Genomic DNA, 24,561 nt, shown 5'->3' with positions numbered 1-24,561 from the left:
CGGCGCTCTCATTTCTGAGGCGCCGCTTTTTCATACTTCGATTTATAGGTTGGCCCTGACTGCGTCGCGGACGGCGTCCATCATGCCGCCGTAGTTCAGCGGTATGTCGAGTGAATCGCCATAGACGTCCTGATCCGTTTGTGCACGTGCTTCCTGCGATTCGCGGCGTACCGGCGATTCGTAAGCTGTGTCACCTGAACGAATAGTGTCTCTGGCTTCGACGCGCTGCGCTTGATAACTCTTCACGATGAACTCCTTGCAGTGATGGAGCGACGGGAGACTACGATGCTACTGAACTGCCATGACAGATTTACGACGCTTGATGCTTCCTGGTGCACGACTACGGCGGGCGAGCCGTTCGACCCTGGCTGTGTTGCACACCCTGCAATGAAAGCGCGGCTCTACAGTTTAATGGCGTCGCGAAGCGGGATTCGTACTTCTGGCTTATGACCGGAGGCCGCCACTATCAGCGCGCAGCGCGCGTTTGGGCTTGGAACTTGCATGTGACGCAAGCGTTTGCGAGGGAGCCTGGAAAACAGAGATGAGGCCGGTGCACGCGGCGGATGGACTTTGTAAATCAGACCGGCACCGCACCGATCCGCGTACACATTACGGTCCGCAGAAACAGTTAAAGCTGTTTCTCAGAATTGGCGCGTTTGCCGTGCACGTTCCACATGACGAAAAGCCCAACCGCATGGTGCGGCCGTGCTTTTCGTCAATTTGACCAAGGCCGGTGACGCTGTCAGGCGTGCTGGTCCTGCAAATCGGCGTCGCTGGTCTCGTTCTGTGGCATGGAAGCCGCAAGAATCATCGCCGATGCGTTTTGCGGTTTCGGGTCGCGCTGTGACGGCCTATACACCGAGTCGCCTCGATGAATGGGTGCGCCGGTAAGTGCGCAGGCGCCGTCCGACGTCGCCGTAGTGACGCGCCACCCCTGATAGCCGTAGTGGCAAGTTGCTGCGTCGGACCAGTAGACGATCGCCGTCGCGCTGCTTGGACGCTCGATCACGCGCACCACCGCTTCAGGGAACGGCCGCGGCGATTGCGGCGACGCCGACGCGACGCGCGCATGATCGCGCTCCCACGCTCGCGTGAGACGCTCTAGAAACGGGTGCGCGGCCTTTTGCTGCGGGGCAGGTTCTGCCGCGCGGTTGTGGGTCGCTGTCAATGAGCGGACCGTTTGCAGCCACGGGTCCGCGCTTCTCGCTAACGCTGTCATGGTTCGTTCCTGGCATGGTTCATGATCGAACTTACGCAATCAGCCTGTTCCGATAAATACCATTAAGGTGAATACACTGTCTTGTTAGCGCGAATAATCACAACAACGCTTTATGCAATAAGGCTTTCCCCGATGCTGTCCAGCAGCAAAAGTGCTGTCTGCGCTTGATTGAACGTTTTAATGGACGCGATAGCGAGGTGGTTTCACGAGAGCCTGCCGTGTCAGGCGATGCCGATTCAGATAATTTGTATATCTTTCGTAAGGTGTCAATTTTCGCCAAATACCGTGGAACGCAACTTGCGTGAGGGATACTAGCTGCATACTTACAACGTTGAACGAGGTGTTCGTGAAGAAAAGCTCTATTCGTGCTGCAGTGCTGTGCGCAAGCCTGGGTCTGACGGCCACGGCGTTTGCCCAAAACGGTCCCGGTGATCAGGGTGGGCCGCAACAGCGTCCGGGCGGTCCCGCCATGCAAGGCCACAACGGCGGCGGTCATCAGGACCAGAACCATAACAACGGCGGTCACCAGGATCAGAACCACAACAACGGCCGTCCGCCCATGCCAATGCATGCGGACAATGGTCCGGCACGCGGCGGTCCCGGCGGTCCGCATGGTGAAGGCCCGCATGACTGGCACCGCGGAGATCGCTTGCCGGACGACTATCGCGACCGCCAATATGTGGTCGACGATTATCGCGGTTATGGATTGCGTCAGCCCCCGCGCGGTTACCACTGGGTGGGCGTGAACGGCGACTACGTGCTTGCCGCAATCGCGACCGGCGTGATTGCGCAGATCGTGCTGAGCAACGGGCACTAAGCGCTTATTCGCGGAACGCTATCCAGCGAGCCAAGACGAAAGGCCGGTCCAAACGCGCGTTTGGACCGGCCTTGTTGTATATGCCCGGCGTAAACCTCCACCGCAACCGCTGCCTACCCCTTTGCAGTATCGGCAATCGCTTTCACCACGCGCGCCAGCGACTTCAACGCGATCTCGGGCGAGTCTTCAAATTGCGCGCCGACTATGGCGCCGTCCACCGCCATGGCCAATGCCCGCGCGTCGGCCTTCGCGCTCCTCGACGATGCCGGCAAAAGTGTCCTGATCACCGCTGCCATATCCAGCTTGTGACGTCGTGAAATGCTGACGGCTTCGGGCAAGGTCCCGCCTACTTCCACCACCGCGTTGATGAACGCACAGCCACGATACACATCGCTCTCGAACCATTCCGCCAGTGCCGGGACCAACGCTTCCGCGTTTGCCCCATGGCGCTTCACGGCGTCTTCGAACCACGTAATCCAGTTGCGGTGCCGATATTCCAGAAACGCCACGATCAGGTCGTTTTTCGCAGGATAGTAGCGATAAAACGTCTTCTTCGCGACGCCTGATTCCGCGATCACGCGATCGATTCCGGTCGCACGAATACCGTCCCGATAGAACAGCTCATGGGCCGCGACCAGAATGCGGTCGGCCGGTGAGAGGTCTGTATTGAGTGAATGATTGTCCATGACAAGTCATTGTAGACAGGTCTGTCTCCCTGCGCTAGAGTACGACGGTAGACAGGTCTGTCTACCGTCGGCTGTCCAGTGCCGGATGAACCGCCAATCAACCCTCCACGATCAAAAGGAAACGTCATGGAAAGCAAGCCACCATTCCCGCCATTCGATGCCGACACCGCTCGGCAAAAGGTCCGTCTCGCGGAAGACGGCTGGAATTCACGCGATCCAAAGCGGGTCGCCCTGGCGTATAGCGAAGACACGCGCTGGCGCAACCGCGCAGAGTTCGTATCGGGGCGTGCCGAAGTGGAAGCGTTCCTCGCGCGCAAATGGGCGCGCGAACTGGACTACCGGCTGATCAAGGAGTTGTGGGCGTTCACCGGATCGCGGATTGCGGTGCGCTTTGCGTACGAGTGGCACGATGATGCAAAAAACTGGTTCCGCAGCTATGGCAACGAGAACTGGGAGTTCAACGAAGCAGGCCTCATGACGCATCGGCACGCATCTATCAACGATTTGCCGATCAAGGAGTCCGAGCGCAAATATCACTGGCCGCTGGGTCGCCGTCCCGACGACCATCCTGGCTTGAGCGACCTGGGTTTCTGATTGAAGCGCGGCCGGCAGTCCGTGGCTTCGGTCTTCATCCGTAACGAAGACCGGTTGCGTGAAGTGACTGCCGGAATGCTAGCGGCCTCGCCGGCGGTAAAAGGCCCACCATCCGGCCAGCAGGGTGAAGGTCGCCACGATCGCGACCATCACCCAGAAACCGTGCTTGTTTTCGGCGAGCGGAACTCCGCCAACGTTCATGCCGAAAATCCCCGCGACTATATTGATCGGCAGCGCCAGGACGGTGACCAGCGTCAGCGTGAACAGCGTGCGGTTGCTTTGCTCGTCCATGCGCGCGGCGATCTCTTCCTGCAGCAGCCTGATGCGTTCAACCAGTCCCGCGAGATCACCCAGCACGAGCGAAAACTCTTCGGTGGCATCGCGCAGATCCTGCAGGTCAAGTGCTTGCAACCAGCGTGGCGGCCTGGCCAGCAGGCGGAAGATCGACCCCGGTTCGGGCGCGAGCAAACGTTGCAGCCTGACCAGCACGCGTCGTGACGCACCGAGTTCGGAGCGCGTGGCGGGAGATCGCATCGAAAGAAAACGGTCTTCTATCTTGTCAATATCAATGCTCGTGCGCCGTACGATCTGTACCAGCAGATCGGCCTGGTCGCGTAACAGATGAATGAGCAGTTCGGCCGTCGACCTGAAGGCTTCGCCGTTGCGTACCGATTCCCGCAGCGTATCAATAGACCGCAACGGTTTCAGCCGCGCGGTGATGAGCAGCTTTTCGCGGGTGTAGACCCACAACGTCGCAATTTCCGACGGCGTGACGTCGAAGTTGAACATCACGTCGTTGATGACGGCGAGCAGCGCGCCCTCCTGGTGTTCAATCCGCGTGGAATGCGAGCCGTCGCGCAGGTTTTCGAAGAAGGCATCCGGCAGGTCGAGTTGCGTGCGCATCCAGCGTTCGCTCGCGCTGTTCGCGAGATCGAAGTGCAGCCAGACAAAGTCGGTTGAAGACCGGTCGGTGCAGGATTGCTTCAGCCACTCAAGCGCGCCGGCGGAGTCGATAGGCACGCCCGGCGCATCCGGCGCGAAACGAAAGCCGCACACGATGCCGGAGAAATCAGAGGCGTAGGGTAGGGCGGTAGTCATCGTGATCGTTATCGTGATTCAGTCGTGGTTGGCAAGGGCAATTGAAAGCTGATTCGGACTTGGATTGTCCCCGCCGTGCAACTCGAATCAAGCAACGTCCGACCGGATTTGCGATATTGTTGGGCAAATGCCGCGTGACACAGAAAGTACTTATGGTTGTCACGCCCCGTGGTTAAACTCGCGCGATGCAAGAGGGCCGTCGGGCGCAGCCCGACCCTTTACGCTTCATCGGGAAAACACAAATGGAAGATCGCGTCGAGCAGGACGAACCTACGCAAACCACGGCAGACGGACTGACGCGGCTCGCGACGAGCATCGTCGAATTGCTGGGCGAACAAGCCATCGACAGCCGTCTGGGAGCCAAATTGCTCAAACGGCTTGAAAAAGAAGCGAAGCTGGTTACGGAGTTGGGGCCGCATCAGCTGGACAAGGCTCAAAAGCGCAGTTTGCGCGAGGCGCTGGAAGGACTTGAACACGCGGTGCGTCAGGTCGATGCAAATCTGCTGGTATCGGCAAACGCAAAACTACGCTCCACGGACGAATCTTCCAGCAAAAAAGCCAAAACCAAATCCTGAAACCGGACCGGCTGCCGCCTCGTGCAACCCACGTGGCGCTGTCTTTAAACCCGTCTGGCTTTATCGGACAAGAGATCTGGCGGTTTTTTCATTACACCGGCAGAAACCGCTCGCAGCAAACAGGCAGGATGGCGCGGAAAATGCTGCGTTTGCTGCACATGCATAAATCTGAGCGGTCATGGATTCAGTCTCTTTTACCCCAAGCTGCGTGTTATGGACCGATCGAAATGTCGAAGCGGACGCCGAGCGCTGGCGAATTCTGGTGGTCGACGATAACGCCGCCAGTGCCGAAGGCCTTACCGCGGCGCTGAGCGCGGATGGTTGCGACGCGCGCTATGTGCTGAGCGGCGTGGATGCGCTCCAGGCTATTGACGGCTGGGTGCCGCACATCGTGATTCTCGATATCAGCATGCCGGAGCACGACGGTTTCGCGACCGCACGGGTCCTGCGCCGGATTTCTCCCACCCGGAACGCCGGGATCATTGCGTTCACGGCGCTCGGCGAGGATTACGTTCGCTCGAAAGGCCTCCATGCGGGTTTCGACGGCTACTGCCAGAAGGGCAATGCGCCCGGTGTCCTGGTGGATCTGATCAGCCGGCTCGTCCAGGTTCACTAAAGGTTCAATCGGCATTTCCGGGCGCCCGATCGAAATTTTTCTGATTTCGTTCGGGGTCCGGCCCTCAAAATTTCCCCTTGCCTTAACTTCCTGCGAGCCTTTTGCGGGCTCCCTCGCGGCGATTTTTCCCGATCGGGACCTCATTCGATTATTGGTTTATCCCGAAAAGTGTATTGAAGTTTATGGGGATAAAAAACCGATAGTAGGGGTATACACTGCATTTCATCGACGAAGCAGCCACCGAAACAAAGTCTGACCGCTGCGACGCCTTCTGAACCAGTCGAAAGCCAACGTATATCGGAGCTCACCATGAAAAAGAATCTTCTCGCATCGTTACTCATCGCCGCTACCGCTTCTATCGCTGTCCCGGCATTTGCCAGCGGCTACGGCCCGGCACCTTCGTATCGTCCGACGGTTGGCGCTCCGGCTTCGCAACAAGGCCTGAACACGCAAACCATCGCTGCACAAAACAACGCTGATACGAATGCCTACGGTGGTGAACGTACGTCGGTGTCGCAATCGGGTTCGAGCCACAGCCGTACCAACAACGCACAAGCTGTTTTCTTCGGTCAGTAATTCTCAAGCTTCTACGCGCATGGCCGGCAGTACGTGTGCCGTCATGATCGCGCCGAGCTGGAAGACCTGAAACGAACAAAGGCCCGCTGAACGAAAGTTCAGCGGGCCTTTGTGCTTGTGCATGAGGAAGGATTGCTTCAGGTGCCTGTCTTGAGCGCGTCCCGCATCACGGTTGCCAATTCCGAGGCAGCGAACTTGGCTACATAGGCGTTTGCGCCCACTTTGCGCACATGCTCCTCATTCGCCGACCCCGACAACGACGAATGGATCACGACCGGGATGGCCTGCATGCCGGCGTTCGCCTTGATGCGGCGCGTCAACGTGAATCCGTCCATCTCGGGCATTTCCAGGTCGGTCAGCACGAGCGCGATTTCGTCCGCGGCACAGCCGCCATGTTTTTCTGCCTTGCTCTGCAGGTCTTCCAGTACGTTCCACGCTTCCTGGCCGCTCTTGGTCATGATGAACGACACGCCCATCGCGGTCAGGCTCTGTTCGATCAGGCTGCGCGCGACTCCGGAGTCGTCGGCGGCGAGCACTTTGGTGCCCGGTCTCAGAACCACCCGTCCGGTGTTCGATTCGGTGATCTCCACTTCAGTCGACGGCAGCACGTCACGCAGGATCTGCTCGACGTCGAGCACCTGTGCGAGCCGCGATCCGTCCACGTTGCCGTCGAGACGCGCGAAGCTGGTCACCGTCCGCCCGCTCGAATGCGATTCTGCGGACAAAACCTGATTCCACTCCAGCCGCACGATGTCATCGACTTCCTCGACGGCGAACCCTTGCGTCGTGCGCGCGAATTCGGTGACCAGCAGGATCTTCAGACCGTTCTTCGGCTGGCAGCCCGTGACCTGCGCCAGGTCGATGACAGGGATGATCTGGCCGCGGATGTCGGCAACGCCAAGAATCTCCGGGTTTGCACCGGCGACCACGGTGATCGGCGGCATCGCGAGAATCTCGCGCACCTTGAACACATTGATGCCGTACAGCTCGCGTTGTTCGGAGTCCGGTGCTTCGCCCAGGCGAAACAGGAGCAGTTCGAACATGTTGTTGCCGGCGAGCCGAACCCGCTGTTCGATATCGTGTTGTGAACTGCTCAAGGTGGTTCTCCTGATCGATTTATATCCGGCTTCTCAATAACCGGTTCCTGATTAGCGGCGCGCTGCGGAGAAACTGAAGCGTTTTTCGATACTTTGTGACGGGACTGTTTCATACCGGCCGGATCGCGCGCGCGGCAGCATCGGGATAGACCCTTGGACGCATAAAAAGCAGTGTTTTCCAGCGTTCACGCGGCAGGTGTCTGGCCTATACTTTTTGAATGGGCTGGGTAATCCGGATGTAAGGTGCCGATGCAAGGCGATTGATTCAACGCGGCGGGTGCGGAGTGTCGCCCGAACCCGTGGTGACAGGCGCCACGCGATCCGGAAGCCGGCTATTCACCCATGTGAAACGCCCGCCAGCCGGCAGGCGTAGCGCGGTTCAACGGAGGCGTTCGATGGCTACAGTCGCACAAGTTCTTAATTCGAAACCCGATCACACCATCTTCACGATCGCCGATACGGCATCGGTCTACGAAGCAATCGCGATGATGGCGGAGAAGCACATTGGCGCCCTGATCGTGACCCACGGCGAGGCGATCGTCGGCATCATGACCGAGCGCGACTATGCCCGCAAAGTCGTGCTGATGGACCGTGTCTCGCGACAGACTCCCGTGCGCGAAATCATGACCTCGCAAGTGCGTTTCGTGCGTCCCGACCAGACCACGGACGACTGCATGGCCCTGATGACCGAGCGCCGCATGCGGCATCTGCCGGTGATTGATGGCGAGAAACTGGTGGGCATGATTTCAATCGGCGATCTGGTGAAAAATATTATCTCCGAGCAGCAGCTCACGATTCATCAGCTCGAGGGATATATTCGAGGCGAGCACATGTAGCTTGCCCGGGAGGGGCGCAGCGCGGCGTGAGAACGCCGCGCTGTGTTTTATTGGTGTCGCTGCGTGTGCATCGCGCCCATGCGGTTCCTGCACGGTTCGGATTACCTCGCATAGTCATTGTTCGTTCCCTCAAGACCGCTGCGGCGGATTCGTTCAGCCAATCGTTCTGTAAGCTAATTGTTATAATTGGTCGATGCCGCGCATTGGCCTGACGCATTGGCCAGATTCAAGGCGCCTGTTCCCTCGCCGAGTTGTTTTCGGCACTGACTCAAAAGGAGCGCCTTTCATGACTCCCCCCGAACTTTCTACGTCACCCCCGGTTACCGCTTCCACTGATCCTGCGCCGCGCGTCATTGCTGCGGATGCGCCTTTTATTGTGGTGATGAACGCGGGCTCGGGGCGCAGGCAAAGCGACGAAACGCGCGCTGCGCTTGACGATATCCTTGGACGGGCCGGGCGCAAGTTCGAGGTTCGCCTGGTCGCTGACCCTTCTCAACTCGCCGATACCGCTCGCCAGGCCGTACGTGATGCGAAAGCGCAAAACGCCGTGGTGGTCGGTGCGGGAGGCGACGGCACGCTGTGCGCGGTGGCAGAGGCAGTACTCGGCAGCGGATGCGCGTTTGCGGTGTTGCCGCGGGGCACGTTCAACTATTTCAGCCGTGACCATGGCATCCCCGCGGACCCGGCCGAATCCATCCGTCTGTTGCTTGACGCGCGGGCGTTCCCGGTCCAGGTCGGCTTCTTGAACGAGCGCATGTTTCTCGTGAACGCGAGTCTCGGTTTGTATCCCAAGCTGCTGGAAGACCGCGAGATCTACAAGCGGCAGTTTGGCCGCAGCCGCCTGATCGCGCTGTGGTCTGCAGCCGTGACGCTGCTACGCACGCACCGTCATTTGCGCCTTCACATCGAGCACGATGGCACAATGCATGAGGTCCGGACATCGACGCTCTTTGTCAGCAACAATCGCCTGCAACTCGAACAAATCGGCATGGCCGAAGCGCCGCAACTGGAACGTGGTTTGCTCGCCGCGATTGCGCCGCGGGCAATCGGTCGCCTTGCGCAACTCGGCCTCACGTTGCGAGGTGCTGCAGGCCGGATGAGCGACGCGGACAACGTGATCAGTTTCGCGTTCAAGCGCATCACGGTGACGCATCAGTCCAAACGTCAACGACCCGTCAAGGTTGCGACCGATGGCGAGATAAACTGGATCATCATGCCGCTCGAATTTCGCGTCGCCCCGGAGCCGTTGTTCCTGCTCAAGCCCGAGGCCGACGTGGCCAACGCCAATCGCTCATGACCCTGTTGCTCCAGATTTCAGATCCGCACTTTGGCACCGAACAACCGCCGGTCGTGGCAGCGTTGCAGCGGCTTGCAAATATCCTGCAGCCTGATCTCGTCGTCATGTCCGGCGACATTACCCAGCGCGCCAGGCGTGCGCAATTCAGTGCAGCGCGGGCGTTCGTCGATACATTCGGTGCAACACCTTTTATCATCGTTCCCGGTAATCATGACATTCCGCTGTACAACCTGTTCGCTCGCATTGCACATCCGTATGCCAATCATCGGCGCGTGTTCGGAGACGATCTCGAACCTGTGTTCGAATCGGCCGACCTGCTGGTGATCGGTGTCAATACTACGCGTGCGTATCGTCGTAAGGATGGCGAAATATCTGCGCAACAAGTCGAGCGCGTGGTTCGCCGCCTCGACCATGCGACGCCGCGTCAGTTGCGGGTTATCGTCACGCATCAGCCCGTGGTGGCGGCGCGTACCACCGACATCAGGAACCTGTTGCACGGCCGCGAACATGCGATTGAACGCTGGTCGCAAGCGGGCGTGGACCTGATCCTAGGCGGTCATATCCATCTTCCGTATGTAACGCCGCTGCATGTTGCGTATCAAGACTTGCCGCATCAGATGTGGGCCGTGCAGGCGGGAACCGCGTTGTCTTCGCGCGTGCGCGGGCGCGTGCCCAATTCAGTGAACGTGATTGACTACGACGGATCCAGGACGGACGCACGCGGTGCGCTTCGACGTGCAATTCGCCGCGCAATTGTTGCGCGCTGGGATTTCAGTCGGGCAAGCGCATCGTTTGAACTCAACATGCAACACGAACTCGACCTGGATAGCGAGTCACTCAAGACTCCATTAGCGACGCTTTTATGAAACAGACTGAAGGGCCGTACGCCGGCTTGTTTGAGATAGCCCATATAGCTGGGGAACATGCATTGATGGTGTTTGCGGTGTCCCTGGTTCTCGCCATGCTCGTGGTGCTGAGTGTGTGGCAGCTCGTTCAACGTTACGGTCTGCCGCGCGAAGAAGGCGGTCCGTCGGGCAGGGTCCTGCTGGTCGTGAATCTGGCGGTGAGCTTTGTCGTGATCGTTGGCGCGGCTGCCTTGTTTGCCGCGATTGCTGATGAAATAGGCGCAGGCGAGACACTCGGCCGGTTAGATCAGGCCTTCGCCGACGGCATCGCGAGCGCGGTTCCTATCGGCGTGATCCGCGCGTTTGCGCTGGTTACGCATCTGGGCGATGCGTGGGTACTCGCCGTGTGGTGCGTGCTCGGCGCAGCGATCCTGACCGTGCGGCGACGGTATGCGCTGGCCATTGGCTTCACACTCGCGATAGTCGGCAACGGTTTGCTCAACAGCATTTTCAAGCATCTGTTTGAACGCGTGCGGCCAGTGCATGATCAATCGATCGCCACCGCCACCGGATGGAGTTTCCCGAGCGGCCATTCATCAGGGTCGCTCGTCACCTACGGCATCATTGCGTATGTGCTCGTGAGGGTTTTGCCGGACCGCTGGCGCCTGGCCGTCATCGTGGCGGCCACGCTCATCGCGTTCACCACGGCAAGCAGCCGCGTATTCCTGCGTGTGCATTTCGCGAGCGACGTGCTGGCGGGCTTTGCACTGGGAACGGTCTGGCTGGTGGCGTGTATCTTGAGCATCGAACTGACGCGCAGGTATTGGCCGAGGCCGTCGCGGCGTCACGCCTGAGGGTGTATCGAGAGTTCGGGGAAGCCGGTGCGCGGATCCAGGTCGCGTGAGAAGTGCACTCCGTCCAGGCAAACGATCAGGATTTCCGCCGTCGTCCGAACAATGCATCCCGGCGATACATGGCCGCCATACACACGGCCCTCTGCATTCGAGACGGCCATATGAAGATGCGCGCCGTCAGCAGCAAGCGAGCCGGCCAGCGTCAGGATTTCGAGGTCGCCGTCAAGCTGGGCCGGCTGGTCGAGGCCAGCGTAACGCAGGTTCGCCACGCTCAGGCTGCCAATGCCCTGCATCACGAACGCGGCGCCAATGGCCCGGTCTCGTGCGATTGTCTCAAGCGCCACACGCAGGTCGTCTCCGGGAACAAGGCGCACGGGAAGTGTTTGCATGAGTGAAGTCCCAAGGCTACGTAATGCATCAATGATGGCATGATGATTCCGGTTTTGCGTAACGACCTTCAATCAAACGGGCACCTCCCATGACGACCGAACTTCATATCCTCGCCTGGGCGCTTGTACTCGCCCTCATTCAGGTGCTGTTGCCGTCGGTGGTTCGCAACCGCGAAACCGGCGTGGGATATAACGGTGGACCGCGTGACCAGCCGGGCCCGCCAGTCGGCAAGGTGACTGGCCGTCTGATGCGCGCCCAGGCCAACCTGTTCGAGACCTTGCCGGTGTTCGCCATCGCCATCCTGGTCGCGCACATGGCCGGCCGGGAAGGCACGCTGACGCTTTACGGTGCGTGGTTGTACATCATCGCCCGCGTGGTCTACCTGCCCTTGTACGCGGCAGGGATTCCATTCTTGCGCTCGCTCGTATGGCTCGTTTCGCTTTTCGGCATCATCCTTGTTCTTGTCCCTATCATCTGAAAATATCTGAAACCGGAGTCCAGCCAATGACCGCTTTGCTCACCACCATCGACGTGGAAACCGCGCCGAATCCCGAGTTTGCCGTGATCCTGATGCACGGCCTGGGCGCCGACGCCAATGATTTCATCCCGCTGGTGCCGGAGCTGCGCTTGGGCGATCTGCCCGGGGTGCGTTTCGTGTTTCCGAATGCCCCCGAAATACCGGTCACCGGCAACAACGGCTATGTGATGCGGGCGTGGTACGACATTCTGTCGTTCGAAGGCGTGAACCGCAGGGTCGATGAAGCCGGATTGAAGGTTTCGTGCGAACGGATTCGCGAACTGATCGCGCGGGAGAACGAGCGCGGTATTCCGACCTCGAAGATTTTCCTTGCAGGGTTTTCGCAGGGCGGCGCGATGACTTACACCGCAGGACTCACGCATCCGGAGAAGCTGGCGGGGCTTGTTGTGTTGTCCGGTTATGTGCCGTCGCCCGGTTTGATTGATGCGGCGTTCAGTGAGGAGAATCGCGACACGCCGATCTTCGCCGCGCATGGCACCCAGGACCCCGTGCTGCCGATCGAGCTGGCCATCCAGGGCCGCGACTTCGCGCTTGCGCATGGGTGCAAGCTGGAATGGCACATCTACCCCATGCCGCACTCGGTCTGTGCCGAAGAAGTCGAGGCCTTGCGGGTCTGGCTCGGCGCAAGGCTGAGCGCCTAGACGGCCTTCATCAAGGTGTTTTTATATAACTCCAGCATGCCGGCTGCATCCACGCCGATGCAGACCGACTGCGCCGGACGGTCGTCCCAGTCCGGCGCAGGAACGCGCATGGTCGAGGGTTTCTGTATCGTCTGACCGGTGGCCATTCCGCTGGTCAGCACACGCACGGGTCCTTTGCGCACGGTGTAGAGATGCGGAGCCAGCACGTACGCCACCGCCGACGCATCGTGGACATAGATGCCGTCGAGTCCGGCGCTGTCACGGTGGAACTGCGCGTAATGCCGTGATACGTCCCACACAAAACGGCCGGCCTCGCCCGCGCCGTCGCAGACTGATGCCAGCCAGTCGTTCGGCATGATCGTGCTTTGCGTGACGTCCAGGCCGACGAGCGTGACTGGCCACGCGGCGCCGAACACGAGATCCGCTGCATCGGGATCGCACATGATGTTGGCCTCGGCAGCCGGTGACACGTTGCCGAGCACGCCCGCAATCCCGAATGCACCGCCCATGATGACGACCTGCTTCACCAGCCCGGCGATCTCCGGGTCGGCTTTAAGCGCGTGCGCCAGATTCGTCAACGGACCGACTGCAATCAGCGTCACCTCGCCAGGATGTGCGCGAACCGTATCGATCATGAACTGATGCGCGGGACGTGCGTCGAGCGTTGTATCAGCGGGCTCGCTCAGTTCGATATTGCCGAGACCGTTGTCGCCGTGAATCCAGCCGATTGGCGCAGGCGGCGCACGATGCAACGGCGCCGCTGCCCCGCGCGCGACCGGCACGCCGGGTGCAAAACGCGAGCGCAGATAGAGCGCGTTAGCCGTGGTCGTTTCTATGGTTGCATTGCCGAACACGCTCGTGACGCCAAGCAATTCGATCTCGGGATGCAGCGCCTGGAACACCAGCGCCATGGCGTCGTCGACACCCGGGTCGGTGTCGTAGATGACTTTATGGTTTGTCATAGGTAGAACGCGTCGGGAAGTTGTTCGCGGGCAGTCGTGTCGCGGATCGCGCCATTGAGGTTGCCGAGGCGAATGGTCAGGTCGGGGCCGCCCAGTTCAATGATCACCTGCCGGCACGCGCCGCAGGGTGCAATCGGTCCGTCGGTGTCGCCAATGACCGCGAGCGCCGTGAACTGGTCACGCGTGTAACCCGCGGCGACAGCGCTGAAAAACGCCGTACGCTCCGCACAATTGCACAACCCGTACGATGCATTTTCCACATTGCAGCCATCGAATACGCGCCCGTCCTTGGTGAGCAAGGCGGCGCCGACCTTGAACCTGGAATAGGGCGCGTAGGCGCGATCGCGCGCGTTCTTCGCGCGCTCGAGCAACTGGTCCATCGTCATGAGTGACTCCTTAGTTCAGCGTCAGGAACATGCCCGCGATGGTCGCGCTCATCAGGTTCGAGAGTGTGGCGGCGAGCACGACGCGCAGGCCGTAGCGTGCGACTTCCGCGCGCCGCTCCGGCGCAACCGCGCTGAAGCCGCCGGTCAGCACGGCGATCGACGAAAAATTCGCGAAACCGCACAGCGCGAAAGACAAGATCGCTATGGTACGCGGATCGAGCGCCTGCAATCCAGCCGCGGCGACGCTGGCGGAGTCCTTCAAATACGGAGACAGTGACGCGTACGCCACGAACTCGTTGAGAATGAGTTTCTGACCGAGGAAGTTGCCGGCGAGCGCGGCCTGATCCCAAGGCACGCCGATCAGGTACGCAAGCGGTGCGAACACGGCGCCAAGCATGGATTGCATGGATAGATTGGGGTCGCCGAACCAGCTCCCGATGCCGCCCACCACCCCGTTCAGCAATGCGATCAGGCTAACGAACGCAATCATCATGGCACCGACCATGACCGCGATCTTCAGGCCGACGGTTGCACCGGAACTGGCCGCTTCGATCACGTTCGCTGAACGTTTCTCGTCGAAGTTCAGGTTTTCGAGGGTGACACGGCTGGCTTCGCTCGTGGGGTGGATGATCTTCGCGAACAGCAATCCGCCCGGCACGGCCATGAATGAGGCGGCAAGCAGGTATTCCACCTTCACGCCGAGGCCCGCATAACCCGCGAGCACGGAACCTGCCACTGCCGCCATGCCGCTCGACATCACGGCGAACAGTTCCGCGCTTGTCATGTCGCGTGCGAACGGCTTCACGACCGCCGGCATTTCGCTTTGACCGAGGAAGATGGTGGTCACGGCCGAGAACGATTCGATCTTCGACACCCCGAGCAGCTTCTGGAAGACCGTGCCGAGCACGATCACGATCCAGCGCATGATGCCGAGGTAATAGAGCACCGAGATCAGGGCGGTCACGAAGATGATGGCGGGCAGCACGCGAACGGCGAAGACGAATCCGCCGTTGCCGAACAGTTCGAACATCTTTGGCTGGACGAGACCGCCGAACAGGAACTCGATGCCTGCGTTGCCATAGCCGAGTATGTGATTGACGCCCGCCGCGGCGGCGGAGAGCACGCTTTTGCCGAAGGGCACGAACAGGATGAAGGCGCCGATGCCGACCTGTGCCAGCAGGGCAGGCCCGATGGTGCGCAGGCGGATGGCGCGGCGATTGGTGGAGAAGATGAAAGCGATGAGCAGCAGGACGGCGATGCCAAGCAGATTGCGTGCGATCAGGGCCATGTCTTGTTATATGTGTTTGTCAGAGGAATGGGCGGATGCTACGCCATGTGCGGGGTTTGGAGAATAGGGCGGGGCGCGTTCACGCGATGTCCGGGGGGCCGCTGGCCCCCACCCTTGAAGTCCCGGAGGCGAACCAGAACCCTACGCGAACAATTCGATGACCGGCCACTTGCGCTCGGCTGCAATCACCCGCAATTTCGCGTCGGGATTCGTTGCAACCGGATGGGTGACACGTTCCATCAACGCCACGTCGTTGACGGAATCGCTATAGAAGTAGCTTGTTTCGAAATCTTCCAGCTTCAATCCCTGGGAAGCCAGCCATTGCTCGGTGCGGACAATCTTGCCTTCGCGAAACGTCACCACGCCCACCGAGCGCCCGGTGTAACGCCCGAGCGGATCATCGCCTTCAGTGCCCAGGTCGATGGCCAGCAAATGCTCAACACCAAGCGCCTTCGCAATGGGCGTGGTGACGAACGCATTGGTAGCGGTAACGATGCAGCACAGGTGCCCCGCGTCACGATGACGACGCAGCAGCGCAAGCGCTTCGGGGCGGATGGCCGGTTCGATCACCGTCTTCATGAAAGTCTCATGCCACGCATCAAGTTGCGCGCGCGGATGACGCGCCAGTGGCGCGAGCGTGAGGCCCAGATACGCGTCCATGTCGAGCGTGCCGGCGACGTACTGCTGATAGTAGGCGTCAATTTCTTCCGCATGGTCCGCACTGCCCTCGAAACCCAGCGTGGCGTAGAAGCGCGCCCACGACTGATCGCTATCCAGCGGCAGCAATGTGTGATCCAGATCGAACAACGCCAGAGTACGACTCATCCCATAGCCCTTGATTGCAGGTTAAAAGCGGGTAAAAAGCGCGCCAGACCACCGTCCGGCACAGGTTTCCCAAGACGATTTGATCGTAGCTTTAAATACCCAAAACTACAACAAAGCAAAATTGTACAACCTGTTTGCGTGGCATCATGGCACGGATGGCAGTACAGTCAGAACGAACAACGGACGTAGACGCATGTTGATTCTCTTGAATATTTTGTCAGGTGTGGCCCTGCTGGTGTGGGGCACGCATATTGTCCGGACCGGCATCCTGCGAGTCTTCGGCGCCGAGTTGCGGCGCGTGCTGGGACGCAGTGCGAACAGCCGCTTCCGGGCATTTGGCGCTGGCTTGTGCGTGACAAGCCTGGTCCAGAGCAGCAACGCGACCGCCGTGCTGGCTTCGTCGTTCGCAGCGCAAGGCTTGTTGCCGCTCGCACCGGGGCTGGCCATCATGCTGGGTGCGGACGTCGGCACGGCGCTGATGTCGCGTGTGCTCACGCTCGATCTCTCGTGGCTGTCACCCATCCTGCTGCTCGGCGGCGTGATCGCGTTCCTGTCGTTCAAACAGACCCGTACCGGTCAGGTGGGACGTACGGTCATCGGGCTGGGGCTGATCCTGCTGGCGTTGCACCTGATTGTGGAGGCCGCGCAGCCCGTGATGCAGGGCGAGGGCGTGAAGGTCATGTTCGGCGCGCTGACGGGCGACTCCATGCTCGACACGCTGGTAGGCGCGGCTTTCGCCATGATCTCCTACTCCAGTCTTGCAGCGGTGCTGCTGACCGCAACGCTGGCGTCGTCGGGCGTGATTTCGCTGAAGGTGGCGGTGTGCCTGGTGATTGGTGCAAATCTGGGCAGCGGGCTGCTTGCGGTGATCGGCACGCTGGGACAAAACCCGGCCGGCCGGCGCCTCGCGCTCGGCAACGTGCTGTTCAAGCTGGCCGGCGCGTTGATCGTGCTGCCGTTCGCCCCGTGGATCGCGCAGGGCATTGGCGCGTTGATCCCGTATCCGCGTGAGGCGGTGATCACGTTCCACCTCATCTACAACATGGTGCGCTGCGTGGCGTGCATGCCGTTGATCGATCCGGTCTCGCGCCTGTGTAATCGCCTGCTGCCGGACCGGCCCGAAGTCAACCCGGAACTGCGGCCGCTTTATCTCGATCCCGTCGCGCTCTCCACGCCTACGCTTGCGCTGGCGAATGCCGCGCGCGAAACGCTGAGGATCGGCGACATCATTCGCACCATGCTCGACAACGTGCTCGACCTGATGCGGGCCAACGACCCGGCCAAGGCCCGCTCGACCATCCGCATGGACGACGATGTCGATCAGCTTTATGCGGCGGTAAAGACCTATCTTGCCCGCATCTCACGCGAGCAGCTCGACGAGGCGGATAGCCGCCGCTGGACCGACATCATTACGTTGACCATCAATCTGGAGCACGCGGGCGACATCCTCGAACGGGTGGCGACCAACATCCTGGAGAAGAAGATTACGCACCGGCTGGCCTTTTCGCCCGAGGGTCTGGCCGAGCTGGAGGACCTTCATTCCCGCGTGATCCTGACCTTGCAACTGGGTTTGAGTGTGTTTCTCAACAGCGACTTGCGTAGCGCCGAGCGCCTGCTTGCCGAGAAGGAACGGTTCCGCGATCTCGAGCGCAGTTATTCGTATGCGCACCTGGACCGGTTGGCCGGGCAGAGCGCGCGCAGCATCGAGACCAGTGCGCTGCATCTCGACATCATCAGCGACCTCAAGCGCCTCAACTCGCTGTTCTGCTCAACCGCGTACCCGGTGCTCGACGCAGCCGGCGCGTTGCGCGACACCCGGCTGCGGCGCCGTGTGCTTGACGCCACCTACGGTAACGACAGCGTTTGAAACGCTAGGCGAGAATGACTTGCGGCAGCTTCTTGCGCAATGACAGCAGCGCGGGACCGTCGGCGCCTTTCTTGTTGGTGATCAGCGTATCCACGCGATTGATCGGACAGAACGCAATCCTGCTGCACTGCCCGATCTTGCTGTAGTCGGCCAGGATCACTACCCGGTCGGCGTGCGCGACCATCGCGCGAGCCACTTCGGTCTCGGCGTGATCGAAGTTGGTGGCGCCATGCCGGTGATCGATGGCGACCGGCGAGAGCAGCGCCACGTCGGCGCGGTACCTGAGGATTTCGGCGACGGTCGTGCCGCCCACCGTGGCAAATGCCCGGTCGCTGATCGAGCCGCCAAGCAGGATGATTTCGTTGCTGGCATCCGTCTTTTCACCGGTTGCCCGCATCTTCTGGGCAACGTCTATCGAGTTCGTGATGATGGTCAGGTTGGCGAGCTTGGCGAGTTCTTCTGCCAGGATGGCGGTGGTCGTGCCGGCGTCAATGAACAAGGTTTGACCACTGCTGACCAGCGCGGTGGCCGCCCGTGCGATGGCGTTCTTCGACTTGACCCGTGTGTGGCTGCGCTCGGCGATCGGCGCTTCGTCAGCCGGGCGCGTCACGCCGCCATGCACGCGCCGCAATTCACCGAGTGCTTCGAGATCCACCAGATCGCGCCGGACCGTCTCGCGCGACACGCCGAGTTCGGCCATGATGCGTTCGGTCGACACGCGTTCAAGCGTGGCGAGCAGCGCGCGAATTCTCTGATGACGATCTTCCTGCCACATGCCGTATTCCTGAGCGTTGAAGTTGAACGGTGACTAGTGAAAACGAGTAGACACTGCGTGGCCGCCAATCCGGTCCGGCAGCGCCTCAAGTCTTGTGAACGGACTATGTGTCGCCCGTGTGTCGCCAATATTAATTGGCTGTCTGGCGTCAGGTGTTACCAGGGATTCCGGCTGAAAGATTAACAAGAACTGGCGCTGCCGATGTTGCATTTTTTTGGATACTTGCGAATTTGGGTATTTGAACTTAGTCTCTCCGTCACACTCGCGGATAGTTCCCTTGGACCGTCTGGAGTGTCTGAAACAAGTCCTGGATAGCTGTCTTTTTCACCGTCGTCATCGTTCTTAAACATTTGGCCGCCAGAGTCGCGTGCGCGCCAAATGTGAGTGCGCATTAAAAAACAAGTTTCGGACCATGCAGCATGCAGGTAGCACGCAACTTTCCAAAAACGTAAGCACGCAGGCAGAGGATGGAATCACCATGAATCAAGACGGGTTGCGAGTGACCTCGACATTTCGCCGCTTGAGCGGCAAGGCATCCATCATGGCGGCGATCGCCGCGCTGACCGCTGTCGCGGGGCAGGCCGTGGCGGCGCCACCGGCGTCGCTTATCGCTGCTGCGAAGAAGGAAGGCCAGTTGACCACGATCGCGTTGCCGCACGACTGGTGCGGTTATGGTGCACTGATCGAGGGTTTCAAGGCGAAGTACGGCATCACGGTGAACGAACTGAATCCGGACGCCGGTTCGGGCGACGAAGTCGAAGCCATCAAGGCGAACAAGGGCAACACGGGTCCGCAGGCGCCGGACGTGATCGACGTCGGCTTGTCGTTCGGACCGACGGCGCAGGCTGCCGGCTTGCTGCAGCCTTACAAGGTGTCGACCTGGGCGACCATTCCGGATTCGGCCAAGGAGAAGGACGGCTATTGGTACGGTGATTACTACGGCGTGCTGTCGTTTGAAGTGAACACCGACATGATCGACAAGGTCCCGACCGACTGGGCCGACCTGCTCAAGCCCGACTACAAGAATGCCGTGGCGCTCGCGGGCGACCCGCGCTCGGCTAACCAGGCGATTCAGGCTGTGTACGCAGCCGGCTTGTCGCAAGCCAAGGGCGATGCATCGAAGGCCGGTGCGGCGGGCCTGAGCTTCTTCAGCACGCTGAACAAGAACGGCAACTTCGTGCCGGTGATCGGCAAGGCGGCGTCGCTTGCGCAGGGCACCACGCCGATCGTCGTGCGCTGGGACTACAACGCGCTGGCCGATCGCGATACCCTGAAGGGCAATCCGAAGGTGTCGGTGGTCGTGCCGAAGACGGGTGTGGTTGCCGGCGTCTACGTGCAGGGCATCAGCGCTTACGCTCCGCATCCGAACGCCGCGAAGCTGTGGATGGAATACCTGTATTCGGACGAAGGCCAGATTGGCTGGCTGACCGGCTACTGCCATCCGATCCGCTTCAAGGACCTCGAAGCGAACAAGAAGATCCCGGCAGCGCTGCTCGCCAAGCTGCCGCCGCCGTCGGCCTACAAGAACGTGGTGTTCCCGACGCTCGACGAGCAAAACGCTTCGAAGACGCTCATCACGGGCCAGTGGGACCAGGTGGTCGGCGCCAACGTGAAGTAACTGCTGAAGTGGTTACGTGAAGTAACGTAGTGCACGGTTGGCCGGACTGCAGGTCCGGCTAACCTTCCGGCTCGCGCTTTGTGCTTTTCTCCAGCGCGGCCTGTCAGTCAAGAGCGACATCATGAGCACTTCATCGAAGATCGCCACGCCCATGTCCGGACATGAGGAGCGCGAGGGGCAGTCGAACCCGTCGCTCGGTCCCGGCATGAAAGCGGCGCGACGCGTGTCGCCCGCGTGGAATTATCTCGGCGTCTTACCGTTTTTTGCGTTTGCGGTCCTGTTCCTGCTGCTGCCCACCGCGTGGCTGATGGTCGGCGCGTTCCAGGACTCGCAGGGCCATTTCACGCTTGAGAATTTCCGTCAGCTGCTTCAGCCCAGCGTGCTCGACGCGTACTGGATCAGTTTCAAGGTCAGCGCGGCATCGGCACTGGGCGGTGGCGTGCTCGGGCTCCTGCTGGCCTGGGCGGCGGTGCAGGGCAAGCTGCCTGTGTGGATTCGCCCGACCCTGATGACATTCTCCGGCGTGGCGTCGAACTTCGCGGGCGTGCCGCTCGCGTTCGCGTTCATCTGCACGCTTGGGCGCGTCGGGCTCGTCACGGTGTTGCTGAAGAAGTATGTCGGCATCAACCTGTATTCAACGGGCTTCAGCATCCTGAGCTTCACCGGGCTGACGCTGACCTACCTGTATTTCCAGATCCCGCTGATGGTGCTCATCATCACGCCCGCGCTCGATGGCCTGAAGCGCGAATGGCGCGAGGCTTGCGATTGCCTGGGCGGAAGTGCGTACCACTACTGGATGTTCGTCGCGCTGCCTGTCCTCTGGCCAAGTGTGCTCGGCGCCACGCTGCTGCTGTTCGCCAACGCGTTCGGCGCGGTGGCAACGGCTTATGCGCTCACGGGCAGTTCGCTCAACATCGTGCCAATTGTGTTGTACGCGCAGATTCGCGGCGACGTGCTGCACAACGAGAATCTTGGCTATGCGCTCGCGCTCGGCATGGTCCTTGTGACCGGCTTGTCCAACGGCGGTTATATCTGGTTGCGCTCGCGCGCTGAAAGGGGCCGTCGATGAGCACCGTCACCACACTCACACCTGCACCCGCTCCGGACAACAAGGTCCGGGCTCAGACGCGGACGGGCGCGTGGATCGCCATGTTCATCGGCGCGCTTTACTTCCTGTTGCCCCTGGCGGCCACCGTGGAGTTCAGCCTGAAGATGCGTCGCGATGAATACAGCTTCGACGCCTACCGCGTGGTCCTTACCGATCCGCATTTCCAGGCGTCGTTTGGCTACTCCATCATGATGGGCGTGTTCGCCATCGTGCTTGGGGTGCTGCTGGTCGTGCCGACCGCCTACTGGGTGCAGTTGCGCTTGCCGAAGCTGCGCCCGCTGATCGAGTTCATCACGCTGCTGCCGCTCGTGATCCCGGCCATTGTGATCGTGTTCGGCTATCTGCATATCTACAACAGCAGTTCGTTCCTGCCGCTCACCGGCAATGAGCGTGCGACTGATTTCCTGCTGATCTGCGGTTACGTTACGTTGTGTTTGCCCTATATGTACCGCTCGGTCGATGCCGGCTTGCGCGCCGTCGATGTCCGTTCGCTCACCGAAGCCGCCGAATGCCTGGGCGCGAACTGGCCGACCATCCTCTTCAAGATCATCTTTCCGAACGTGCGTTCCGGGATCCTGTCGGGCGCGTTCCTGACGTTCGCGGTGGTGATCGGTGAATTCACGCTGGCGAGCCTGCTCAACCGTCCGGCATTCGGGCCGTACCTTCAGTTGATCGGCGCGAACCGGGCGTATGAACCTTCGGCGCTCGCGATCATCGCGTTCGCCATTACGTGGGCCTCGATGGGGCTTATTCAGGTCTTCGGCTCGGCGCGCGCTCTCGCCGGACAAAAAATTTAAAGGGCAGGCTTGTCATGGCACTTCTCGAGATCGAAAACCTTTCCAAGACGTTCGGCACGAACACCGTGCTGCATCAGTTCGATATGCAGATCGAGCGCGGCGAATTCATCACCTTCCTCGGGCCGTCGGGTTGCGGCAAGACGACGGTGCTGCGAATGATCGCCGGCTTCGAAACCCCCACGCGCGGCACGATCAAGCTCGGCGGGCGCGACGTCACTCACGTGCGCACGCGGCAACGCAAGGTCGGCATGGTGTTCCAGTCGTACGCGCTATTTCCGAACATGACGGTGGCGGACAACATCGGCTTCGGGCTGAAGGTGCTGGGGCGGCCGCAGGCGGAGATCAAGGGGCGGGTGAAGGAAATGCTCGAGCTGATCAAGCTGCCTCACCTCGCGGACCGGTATCCGTGGCAGATGTCCGGTGGTCAGCAGCAGCGAGTGGCGCTTGCGCGCGCGCTTGCCAACAAACCGCAAGTCCTGCTGCTCGACGAACCGTTGTCCGCTCTCGATGCGAAGATTCGCGTCTCCCTCCGAGAGGACATTCGCAACTTGCAGCGCGAACTCGGCATTACCTCGATTTTCGTGACGCACGATCAGGAAGAGGCGCTGTCGATTTCCGATCGGATCGTGGTGATGAACGAAGGGCGCGTGGAGCAGATCGGCACGCCGTCGGAGATCTATAACTTTCCGCGTACGCGTTTTGTGGCGTCGTTTGTCGGAACGTTGAACCTGCTGTCGGGACAGGTGGTGGATCCGGCGAGCGGCAAGATCGTGGTCGGCGGTCAGGAATTGCGGACCTCGCACGCGCTTGATTCCGGCGATGCCGGCAAGCAGCGGATGCTCGCCGTACGCCCCGAAGCAATCGTGCTGGAAGCGCCGGCGAACGGTCGCAACACGCTTGCGGCGACGGTGGAGGAGGTCAACTTCCTCGGCGCGGTGGTGCGGATCAGGACACGCGTGGACCAGTCCGTAATTTCACTCGATGTCTTCAACGACCCGAACCGGCGTTTGCCGGAACGCGGGCAACCCGTGGCGCTTGGGTTCTCGCACGAGAATCTGCTGGTGCTGGAGGAGGGGGCCTGAGCGTTGGCTAGCTGAAGCCGCCCGGAGCGGCTGACGGCGAGCGCTGGTTCAAAAGGCCGCTTTGCATCGCGCAAGCGGCCCTTTCCGTTGCGAGAGGCCCTTATTTTCCCCGGCGGCGCGCCATCCGATAACCCCTCCAAAACGCGACACACTCTCCCCCTTCGTCTCAAAATGTTAAGGTAGTGCTCGGTTTATTGTGAGACGGACAGCAAAAGCGTGATTTTCACCACCCATCTGAAGGTTCTAGGCGTTTCCCTCGCCGCATCGATTCTTGTTCTCAGCGCTTGCGCGCCCTTGCCGACCGACACCGGCGCGAATGCGCCGGCAGGCGCAAGCGCCACGCCGGTGGCCGCAGCCAAGATGCAACCCACCCCGAAACGTTCTGCACAGGTCGATTCTTCCGGCGTTCCCGGCGAACAGCGCATTGAGGTCGGCGGTCCCATCGGCTACCGGACCGAAGTCGCCATCAGGCCGCCCAAGCAGGTATGCGATCTCGACGCCTTCGCCGACGGCGTGCAATACGGTTATGCCTACACGTGGAATCGCCTCGTGATGGAACAGGCGCGCGAGGGCGGCAAGACCACGGGTGCGCCGCCAGCCCAGTTCGATCCCTCAGCCATCCGGTTGCAGGACGAGCAGTACAAGATCGTGTGGAACGGTGACCAGCGGGTGAATGCGTGCGCGTCGGATGGTTATCTGATCGGGCGCATCGTGGGTACGCACCGGGCGTACACGGATCTCAAGGGCGGTGCGAGCTGATCCTCCAGCGCGCGGCTCAGTCGCATTTGTGGGCGTCGGTCACGTAGGCTGCCGCGCTCACGATATCGCCGTAAATCGTATATCCCGTACCGTTCGCCGACGGTTCCGCGTCGATCAGCAACATGGTCTGCCCATTCGCGCCGTGCACGGTGATCACGCTGCCGTCCGCGTTCGGCGAGTATTCGCCGATCTTGAGCGGCCGCGTGGCCCATTTCGCCTTCACGCAGGCCACGAACGGCAGTGTCTTGAGCTGCGACGTTCCCGAGCCGACCGGCACCGTCTTGATCAGCGAGTCGTATTGGGTCACACAGGCGCTCAAGGCGAAGGCAGCGACGGAGAGGGTCACAGCGGCGGCGAGGCGTTGCGTTTTCATACGGTAGAACCTTTTTATCGATGATAAATGCGGCGCCCAAGA

The 24,561-nt window shown here is 60.7% G+C and carries 29 protein-coding genes; 17 read left to right on the top strand and 12 right to left on the bottom strand.

The features are described 5' to 3' along the window. Positions 1–42: 42 nt before the first annotated feature. The gene (locus ABH944_RS22320; RefSeq protein WP_404608884.1) at positions 43–246 is read right to left on the bottom strand and encodes a hypothetical protein; all 204 of its coding nucleotides are present in this window, start codon (positions 244–246) and stop codon (positions 43–45) included. Positions 247–742: 496 nt separating this feature from the next. Further along, positions 743–1,219, bottom strand: a complete 477-nt coding sequence (locus ABH944_RS22315) for a DUF3331 domain-containing protein (protein ID WP_404608882.1) — start codon at positions 1,217–1,219, stop codon at positions 743–745. 346 nt (positions 1,220–1,565) lie between these two features. On the opposite strand from ABH944_RS22315, the gene ABH944_RS22310 reads away from it, so the two are divergent. Beyond that, positions 1,566–2,036 (top strand): RcnB family protein, encoded by a 471-nt coding sequence (locus ABH944_RS22310; protein ID WP_404608881.1) that lies wholly within the window; start codon positions 1,566–1,568, stop codon positions 2,034–2,036. A 113-nt stretch (positions 2,037–2,149) separates the two neighbouring features. Here ABH944_RS22310 and ABH944_RS22305 read toward each other — a convergent pair whose 3' ends face one another. Next, entirely contained in the window at positions 2,150–2,722 is a 573-nt protein-coding gene (locus tag ABH944_RS22305) for a TetR/AcrR family transcriptional regulator (protein WP_404608880.1), read from the bottom strand. A gap of 126 nt (positions 2,723–2,848) precedes the next feature. On the opposite strand from ABH944_RS22305, the gene ABH944_RS22300 reads away from it, so the two are divergent. Continuing rightward, positions 2,849–3,316, top strand: a complete 468-nt coding sequence (locus tag ABH944_RS22300; protein ID WP_404608879.1) for a nuclear transport factor 2 family protein — start codon at positions 2,849–2,851, stop codon at positions 3,314–3,316. 78 nt (positions 3,317–3,394) lie between these two features. Here the strand turns inward: ABH944_RS22300 and ABH944_RS22295 are convergent, their stop codons facing one another. Next, positions 3,395–4,414 (bottom strand): transporter, encoded by a 1,020-nt coding sequence (locus ABH944_RS22295; protein ID WP_404608878.1) that lies wholly within the window; start codon positions 4,412–4,414, stop codon positions 3,395–3,397. A 242-nt stretch (positions 4,415–4,656) separates the two neighbouring features. Here ABH944_RS22295 and ABH944_RS22290 point away from each other — a divergent pair, with 242 nt between their 5' ends. From ABH944_RS22290 to ABH944_RS22280, 3 genes are all read left to right on the top strand, one after another. After that, a complete protein-coding gene (locus tag ABH944_RS22290) occupies positions 4,657–4,989 on the top strand; it encodes a hypothetical protein (protein ID WP_404608876.1) in 333 nt (110 codons plus the stop codon). Positions 4,990–5,167: 178 nt separating this feature from the next. Beyond that, positions 5,168–5,605, top strand: coding sequence for a response regulator (locus tag ABH944_RS22285; RefSeq protein ID WP_404608874.1), 438 nt, complete (start codon positions 5,168–5,170; stop codon positions 5,603–5,605). A 309-nt stretch (positions 5,606–5,914) separates the two neighbouring features. Further along, positions 5,915–6,181: a hypothetical protein gene (locus ABH944_RS22280; RefSeq protein WP_062088800.1), complete on the top strand. Its 267-nt coding sequence runs from the start codon at positions 5,915–5,917 to the stop codon at positions 6,179–6,181. Positions 6,182–6,318: 137 nt separating this feature from the next. On the opposite strand, the gene ABH944_RS22275 is transcribed toward ABH944_RS22280, so the two are convergent. Next, the gene (locus ABH944_RS22275; RefSeq protein ID WP_404608872.1) at positions 6,319–7,278 is read right to left on the bottom strand and encodes a chemotaxis protein; all 960 of its coding nucleotides are present in this window, start codon (positions 7,276–7,278) and stop codon (positions 6,319–6,321) included. 395 nt (positions 7,279–7,673) lie between these two features. Between ABH944_RS22275 and ABH944_RS22270 the strand changes: the two genes are divergently transcribed. The 4 genes from ABH944_RS22270 (at position 7,674) to ABH944_RS22255 (ending at position 11,110) form a co-directional block, all read left to right on the top strand. After that, a complete protein-coding gene (locus tag ABH944_RS22270; protein ID WP_062088796.1) occupies positions 7,674–8,114 on the top strand; it encodes a CBS domain-containing protein in 441 nt (146 codons plus the stop codon). A gap of 286 nt (positions 8,115–8,400) precedes the next feature. Beyond that, positions 8,401–9,411, top strand: coding sequence for a diacylglycerol/lipid kinase family protein (locus ABH944_RS22265; RefSeq protein ID WP_404608870.1), 1,011 nt, complete (start codon positions 8,401–8,403; stop codon positions 9,409–9,411). Beyond that, positions 9,408–10,277, top strand: a complete 870-nt coding sequence (locus ABH944_RS22260) for a metallophosphoesterase family protein (protein WP_404608869.1) — start codon at positions 9,408–9,410, stop codon at positions 10,275–10,277. Before ABH944_RS22265 ends, ABH944_RS22260 begins: the two co-directional genes overlap by 4 nt. Beyond that, positions 10,274–11,110, top strand: a complete 837-nt coding sequence (locus ABH944_RS22255) for a phosphatase PAP2 family protein (RefSeq protein ID WP_404608868.1) — start codon at positions 10,274–10,276, stop codon at positions 11,108–11,110. The genes ABH944_RS22260 and ABH944_RS22255 overlap by 4 nt, the downstream gene beginning before the upstream one ends. On the opposite strand, the gene ABH944_RS22250 is transcribed toward ABH944_RS22255, so the two are convergent. Next, the gene (locus tag ABH944_RS22250; protein ID WP_404608867.1) at positions 11,101–11,499 is read right to left on the bottom strand and encodes a PPC domain-containing DNA-binding protein; all 399 of its coding nucleotides are present in this window, start codon (positions 11,497–11,499) and stop codon (positions 11,101–11,103) included. The genes ABH944_RS22255 and ABH944_RS22250 overlap by 10 nt on opposite strands. 89 nt (positions 11,500–11,588) lie before the next feature. Between ABH944_RS22250 and ABH944_RS22245 the strand changes: the two genes are divergently transcribed. Beyond that, a complete protein-coding gene (locus ABH944_RS22245; protein ID WP_097269399.1) occupies positions 11,589–11,978 on the top strand; it encodes an MAPEG family protein in 390 nt (129 codons plus the stop codon). Positions 11,979–12,004: 26 nt separating this feature from the next. Continuing rightward, positions 12,005–12,679, top strand: a complete 675-nt coding sequence (locus ABH944_RS22240; protein ID WP_404608866.1) for an alpha/beta hydrolase — start codon at positions 12,005–12,007, stop codon at positions 12,677–12,679. On the opposite strand, the gene ABH944_RS22235 is transcribed toward ABH944_RS22240, so the two are convergent. The 4 genes from ABH944_RS22235 to ABH944_RS22220 all read right to left on the bottom strand — a co-directional run bounded on the left by ABH944_RS22235 (position 12,676) and on the right by ABH944_RS22220 (position 16,140). After that, positions 12,676–13,641, bottom strand: coding sequence for a nucleoside hydrolase (locus tag ABH944_RS22235; protein ID WP_404608864.1), 966 nt, complete (start codon positions 13,639–13,641; stop codon positions 12,676–12,678). The two genes, ABH944_RS22240 and ABH944_RS22235, sit on opposite strands and share 4 nt — an antisense overlap. Further along, on the bottom strand, positions 13,638–14,027 hold the full coding sequence (locus ABH944_RS22230) for a cytidine deaminase (RefSeq protein ID WP_062088784.1): 390 nt from the start codon (positions 14,025–14,027) through the stop codon (positions 13,638–13,640). Before ABH944_RS22230 ends, ABH944_RS22235 begins: the two co-directional genes overlap by 4 nt. Positions 14,028–14,037: 10 nt before the next feature. Beyond that, positions 14,038–15,315, bottom strand: coding sequence for a NupC/NupG family nucleoside CNT transporter (locus ABH944_RS22225; RefSeq protein WP_404608862.1), 1,278 nt, complete (start codon positions 15,313–15,315; stop codon positions 14,038–14,040). A 141-nt stretch (positions 15,316–15,456) separates the two neighbouring features. Then, positions 15,457–16,140 carry an HAD family hydrolase gene (locus tag ABH944_RS22220; RefSeq protein WP_404608861.1) on the bottom strand — a complete coding sequence of 228 codons (684 nt, stop codon included), beginning with the start codon at positions 16,138–16,140 and terminating at the stop codon, positions 15,457–15,459. 193 nt (positions 16,141–16,333) lie between these two features. Here ABH944_RS22220 and ABH944_RS22215 point away from each other — a divergent pair, with 193 nt between their 5' ends. Then, positions 16,334–18,007 (top strand): Na/Pi cotransporter family protein, encoded by a 1,674-nt coding sequence (locus ABH944_RS22215; protein ID WP_404608860.1) that lies wholly within the window; start codon positions 16,334–16,336, stop codon positions 18,005–18,007. 4 nt (positions 18,008–18,011) lie between these two features. On the opposite strand, the gene ABH944_RS22210 is transcribed toward ABH944_RS22215, so the two are convergent. After that, complete coding sequence (locus ABH944_RS22210; RefSeq protein ID WP_097269415.1) at positions 18,012–18,782, bottom strand: DeoR/GlpR family DNA-binding transcription regulator; 771 nt, start codon at positions 18,780–18,782, stop codon at positions 18,012–18,014. 541 nt (positions 18,783–19,323) lie between these two features. On the opposite strand from ABH944_RS22210, the gene ABH944_RS22205 reads away from it, so the two are divergent. The 5 genes from ABH944_RS22205 to ABH944_RS22185 all read left to right on the top strand — a co-directional run bounded on the left by ABH944_RS22205 (position 19,324) and on the right by ABH944_RS22185 (position 24,146). Further along, entirely contained in the window at positions 19,324–20,400 is a 1,077-nt protein-coding gene (locus ABH944_RS22205; RefSeq protein WP_404609089.1) for an ABC transporter substrate-binding protein, read from the top strand. Positions 20,401–20,605: 205 nt separating this feature from the next. Then, positions 20,606–21,469, top strand: a complete 864-nt coding sequence (locus tag ABH944_RS22200) for an ABC transporter permease (protein WP_404609087.1) — start codon at positions 20,606–20,608, stop codon at positions 21,467–21,469. Further along, entirely contained in the window at positions 21,466–22,305 is an 840-nt protein-coding gene (locus ABH944_RS22195; protein ID WP_404608859.1) for an ABC transporter permease, read from the top strand. Before ABH944_RS22200 ends, ABH944_RS22195 begins: the two co-directional genes overlap by 4 nt. 14 nt (positions 22,306–22,319) lie before the next feature. After that, positions 22,320–23,387, top strand: coding sequence for an ABC transporter ATP-binding protein (locus ABH944_RS22190; RefSeq protein WP_404608857.1), 1,068 nt, complete (start codon positions 22,320–22,322; stop codon positions 23,385–23,387). A 216-nt stretch (positions 23,388–23,603) separates the two neighbouring features. Then, positions 23,604–24,146: a hypothetical protein gene (locus tag ABH944_RS22185; RefSeq protein ID WP_404608855.1), complete on the top strand. Its 543-nt coding sequence runs from the start codon at positions 23,604–23,606 to the stop codon at positions 24,144–24,146. A 16-nt stretch (positions 24,147–24,162) separates the two neighbouring features. Here the strand turns inward: ABH944_RS22185 and ABH944_RS22180 are convergent, their stop codons facing one another. Further along, on the bottom strand, positions 24,163–24,519 hold the full coding sequence (locus ABH944_RS22180) for a hypothetical protein (RefSeq protein WP_404608853.1): 357 nt from the start codon (positions 24,517–24,519) through the stop codon (positions 24,163–24,165). Positions 24,520–24,561: the final 42 nt, after the last annotated feature.

This window comes from Caballeronia udeis, from assembly GCF_044909315.1.
GTDB classification, from domain to species: Bacteria; Pseudomonadota; Gammaproteobacteria; order Burkholderiales; family Burkholderiaceae; genus Caballeronia; species Caballeronia udeis_A.
This window is presented reverse-complemented; position numbering and strand designations above follow the sequence as displayed.

Coding starts and splice junctions, on each gene's coding strand:
- ABH944_RS22270 (WP_062088796.1), top strand. CDS start 7,674: ATGGCTACAGTCGCACAAGTTCTTAATTCGAAACCCGATCACACCATC.
- ABH944_RS22205 (WP_404609089.1), top strand. CDS start 19,324: ATGGCGGCGATCGCCGCGCTGACCGCTGTCGCGGGGCAGGCCGTGGCG.
- ABH944_RS22245 (WP_097269399.1), top strand. CDS start 11,589: ATGACGACCGAACTTCATATCCTCGCCTGGGCGCTTGTACTCGCCCTC.
- ABH944_RS22295 (WP_404608878.1), bottom strand. CDS start 4,414: ATGACTACCGCCCTACCCTACGCCTCTGATTTCTCCGGCATCGTGTGC.
- ABH944_RS22225 (WP_404608862.1), bottom strand. CDS start 15,315: ATGGCCCTGATCGCACGCAATCTGCTTGGCATCGCCGTCCTGCTGCTC.
- ABH944_RS22255 (WP_404608868.1), top strand. CDS start 10,274: ATGAAACAGACTGAAGGGCCGTACGCCGGCTTGTTTGAGATAGCCCAT.
- ABH944_RS22280 (WP_062088800.1), top strand. CDS start 5,915: ATGAAAAAGAATCTTCTCGCATCGTTACTCATCGCCGCTACCGCTTCT.
- ABH944_RS22290 (WP_404608876.1), top strand. CDS start 4,657: ATGGAAGATCGCGTCGAGCAGGACGAACCTACGCAAACCACGGCAGAC.
- ABH944_RS22300 (WP_404608879.1), top strand. CDS start 2,849: ATGGAAAGCAAGCCACCATTCCCGCCATTCGATGCCGACACCGCTCGG.
- ABH944_RS22195 (WP_404608859.1), top strand. CDS start 21,466: ATGAGCACCGTCACCACACTCACACCTGCACCCGCTCCGGACAACAAG.
- ABH944_RS22235 (WP_404608864.1), bottom strand. CDS start 13,641: ATGACAAACCATAAAGTCATCTACGACACCGACCCGGGTGTCGACGAC.
- ABH944_RS22200 (WP_404609087.1), top strand. CDS start 20,606: ATGAAAGCGGCGCGACGCGTGTCGCCCGCGTGGAATTATCTCGGCGTC.
- ABH944_RS22240 (WP_404608866.1), top strand. CDS start 12,005: ATGACCGCTTTGCTCACCACCATCGACGTGGAAACCGCGCCGAATCCC.
- ABH944_RS22265 (WP_404608870.1), top strand. CDS start 8,401: ATGACTCCCCCCGAACTTTCTACGTCACCCCCGGTTACCGCTTCCACT.
- ABH944_RS22180 (WP_404608853.1), bottom strand. CDS start 24,519: ATGAAAACGCAACGCCTCGCCGCCGCTGTGACCCTCTCCGTCGCTGCC.
- ABH944_RS22210 (WP_097269415.1), bottom strand. CDS start 18,782: ATGTGGCAGGAAGATCGTCATCAGAGAATTCGCGCGCTGCTCGCCACG.
- ABH944_RS22285 (WP_404608874.1), top strand. CDS start 5,168: ATGGATTCAGTCTCTTTTACCCCAAGCTGCGTGTTATGGACCGATCGA.
- ABH944_RS22215 (WP_404608860.1), top strand. CDS start 16,334: ATGTTGATTCTCTTGAATATTTTGTCAGGTGTGGCCCTGCTGGTGTGG.
- ABH944_RS22230 (WP_062088784.1), bottom strand. CDS start 14,027: ATGACGATGGACCAGTTGCTCGAGCGCGCGAAGAACGCGCGCGATCGC.
- ABH944_RS22190 (WP_404608857.1), top strand. CDS start 22,320: ATGGCACTTCTCGAGATCGAAAACCTTTCCAAGACGTTCGGCACGAAC.
- ABH944_RS22260 (WP_404608869.1), top strand. CDS start 9,408: ATGACCCTGTTGCTCCAGATTTCAGATCCGCACTTTGGCACCGAACAA.
- ABH944_RS22250 (WP_404608867.1), bottom strand. CDS start 11,499: ATGCAAACACTTCCCGTGCGCCTTGTTCCCGGAGACGACCTGCGTGTG.
- ABH944_RS22305 (WP_404608880.1), bottom strand. CDS start 2,722: ATGGACAATCATTCACTCAATACAGACCTCTCACCGGCCGACCGCATT.
- ABH944_RS22220 (WP_404608861.1), bottom strand. CDS start 16,140: ATGAGTCGTACTCTGGCGTTGTTCGATCTGGATCACACATTGCTGCCG.
- ABH944_RS22315 (WP_404608882.1), bottom strand. CDS start 1,219: ATGACAGCGTTAGCGAGAAGCGCGGACCCGTGGCTGCAAACGGTCCGC.